The 2584-nt window shown below is 38.0% G+C and carries 7 protein-coding genes; all 7 read left to right on the top strand.

All coding sequences use genetic code 11. The annotated features are described in order from the left end of the window. Positions 1–161: 161 nt before the first annotated feature. The 7 genes from BBA02S_RS20905 to BBA02S_RS20900 all read left to right on the top strand — a co-directional run bounded on the left by BBA02S_RS20905 (position 162) and on the right by BBA02S_RS20900 (position 2541). Positions 162–308, top strand: coding sequence for an IDEAL domain-containing protein (locus BBA02S_RS20905; RefSeq protein ID WP_156141537.1), 147 nt, complete (start codon positions 162–164; stop codon positions 306–308). Further along, positions 305–505, top strand: a complete 201-nt coding sequence (locus BBA02S_RS19780; protein ID WP_041114561.1) for a hypothetical protein — start codon at positions 305–307, stop codon at positions 503–505. The genes BBA02S_RS20905 and BBA02S_RS19780 overlap by 4 nt, the downstream gene beginning before the upstream one ends. 769 nt (positions 506–1274) lie before the next feature. After that, on the top strand, positions 1275–1562 hold the full coding sequence (locus BBA02S_RS19775) for a hypothetical protein (RefSeq protein WP_041114560.1): 288 nt from the start codon (positions 1275–1277) through the stop codon (positions 1560–1562). A 19-nt stretch (positions 1563–1581) separates the two neighbouring features. Further along, a complete protein-coding gene (locus BBA02S_RS19770; RefSeq protein ID WP_041114559.1) occupies positions 1582–1809 on the top strand; it encodes a hypothetical protein in 228 nt (75 codons plus the stop codon). Positions 1810–1846: 37 nt separating this feature from the next. Further along, positions 1847–2095, top strand: coding sequence for a hypothetical protein (locus BBA02S_RS19765; RefSeq protein ID WP_041114558.1), 249 nt, complete (start codon positions 1847–1849; stop codon positions 2093–2095). Positions 2096–2186: 91 nt separating this feature from the next. Next, a complete protein-coding gene (locus tag BBA02S_RS19760) occupies positions 2187–2369 on the top strand; it encodes a hypothetical protein (RefSeq protein ID WP_041114557.1) in 183 nt (60 codons plus the stop codon). A gap of 1 nt (position 2370) precedes the next feature. Further along, positions 2371–2541 (top strand): hypothetical protein, encoded by a 171-nt coding sequence (locus tag BBA02S_RS20900; protein WP_156141536.1) that lies wholly within the window; start codon positions 2371–2373, stop codon positions 2539–2541. Positions 2542–2584: the final 43 nt, after the last annotated feature.

Here is a 2584-nt window from a genome sequence, read left to right as displayed (position 1 = left end):
TGGTTGTTTTCCAGCTCATTGGTTTACGGACTATTAACCGGTTGAATCAGCCCCTATGGAGGAGTCCTTTGAAATGGAGCTTATTGAAGAAGAGTCGGCTAATTTTGAACAGATGTCGTTGTTTTGATAAATAGTCTCTGAAAATAAGGGAGGGCTCGACAATGGAAAAGGAAGCTTGGAAATCTAACAATTTATCAGCAGAGGACTTAGCAGAATTGAAGCAGCTGCATATCAACATGGCCTTAGATACAAATGATCGGGAATGGTTTCGATCGCTCACAAATGAAGCATTGGAGGGGAGCAAATGAGCGAATTAACAAGGAAGCAGTATATGGAACAATGGCTGGACTTAAGCAGCAAGACCAACCCGAAGCCGCCGCCAGAAGAAATAGAACGGCGCAAGAAAGAGTACCTAGCAAAACGTAAGCGGGCAGAGTTTGAACAATGGGCAATGAAGCAAATGAAGGAAGCAGATAAAGGGAGAATGACAAGTGAAATTATTTAAGGTCATAAAAGAGTTTGAAATAACTTTATCCGGCGGCTTTGCCCTCTATGCTCTTTATTGCATGTTATTCGTTACACTCTTAGGCATTATTCAAACTTTAAAGTGGTTGCTTCGGTAAAGAAGAGGAGGAAGCGAAGTGATTGAATACCGCTGCATCGATTGCGATAAGTCAGAAATACTGGCGGGCATCGTTCCCATGAAGGCATGTCCTCATTGTGGTTTCTTGATGGAAGCTGTTGAGGAGTAGACACAAACTGTATACAAGGAGATTCATATGAGAGAGAAGCCTTCTGTGACTATTATCTATTGTAAGTTATGCAGAAAAATAGAGTTTCCAGCTAATGAATGTACTTGCAGCCTTAAAGAAAAAATTCTACTCAATACAAAGTTGAGAAATAGAAAAGCAGAGGGAAAATGAACAGTTCGTTGAAAATGCGAAGGAGTGATTTGATGAAAACGTTAGTTTGTCTCTGCCATAGTTGCGGAATTGAATATGAATTGACATATAATGATCGGGATTTTTTAGAGCCATATCACTGTGCTGGTTGCGGCATTGATGATGACTCGTTTCAGAGTGAAGTGAAGGAGTGAGGGTTATGCATTTCTTACCTTACAAAATCAAATGGTATGACTGGATATGGTTAATTCCGTTTGTTTTATTGATAGCAATACCTTGCAGCTTAGCAGTCATGCTGTGGGGGAAATTTGTAGCTTATTGTATGGATAAAAAATAATTTGCAGCTCTAAAAAATGTGAAGGAGGAAAAGGGATGGAACTAAAGATGTTTGCCTTTGGAGAAGAAGAAGGTTGTATTTACTATATTTGTGCTGAAGATAAAGACAAAGCGAAAAATGTCTATAAAACACATTTTGGAAGCGAAATATTCGAGGAGGTAAATCAAGGATATGGCAGCGAGGATGATTGGATTCGTGAAATGGACATGGATGAGAATTTCACATATTATCCTGACGGCAAGACTCCAGAAGAAAATTCAATAAGAAACCATCTAAGAAAATATTGTACAACACCAAACGTTTTTGCTTGTAGTGAATTTTAAAATGCGAAGGAGTGAAAAAATGCCGAAAATAATTAAATTGGAGTCAGCAAGACATATGGATGGAGAGAGTTGGGCAGTTGGTCAAGAAATAGAGTTTAAAAGCGGGAAAATCATCACTGAAATTAAGGATACTTCATTAGAATTTCCTGAAAGCATTGATTATCAATTTGATATTTACGTAAACGATAAGCTTTGGAAAACACTTATAAATATGCCATTGAAGGTTGAGTATTCCTTAGAAGATTAATGCGTAATTCGTAAAAACGCGAAGGAGGAAACTGATTTTGAAGCTATCCGAGAAAGAAAAATCAATCAGTGTTCAAAATCATGAATTGATTGTATTCAAAGCAGATCAACAAGTCCAACTAAAGAAAGAATTTGAAAAAATAAACGGCGGCTATTCTCTTAAAGGTTATGTGGAGAGCATTAGGTTGGACCGTAATGGCATCTGGTATGAAGTAATTTATCGATCAGAAAGAGACGGACTGATGAAGTCAACAAGTTTATTAGCAGGGTTTTTAGAGGCTATTTAATGAACGATCAGTTCGTTAAAGAAGAGTGGTATGTCTCTGCAACTAAAATACAATTTTCTTGATATTTGGCAACCAGTGAGGAGGTATTTAAATGAGTAAATGTAAGGGTTGCGGTGCAGAAGTTCAATGGATCAAGACTCCTTCCGGAAAAGCAATGCCGCTTGATATGCAAAGGCAAACAATCGTTACGTTAGAGGGACAGGTAGTGAGCGGATTTACTTCTCATTTTGCTACATGCCCAAATGCTAATAACTTTAGAAAAGGAGCGAATTGATATGTATTTAGTGTTTATTCCAAATATGTTTGGTGCCGGTCATAAAGTTGAAGAGTTTGAACATTTAGATGAGGCGAAAGAAAGAGTAAAAGAAGTGGTAGAGAAAGGGTGCAGAAGTGTTCGGATTGCCAGAGAAATGCCGATGAAACTAAAGGTGGAAGTGGAAATTTAAAAAGAAAAAAGCCAGGAACGCTCCCGACTTTTCGCTACATTAA

Origin of the sequence: Bacillus badius NBRC 15713 (assembly GCF_001591605.1) — a bacterium.
Classification (GTDB): domain Bacteria; phylum Bacillota; class Bacilli; order Bacillales; family Domibacillaceae; genus Pseudobacillus; species Pseudobacillus badius.
The sequence above is the reverse complement of the archived record's forward strand: the minus strand, read 5'-3'. Positions and strand labels throughout refer to the sequence as shown.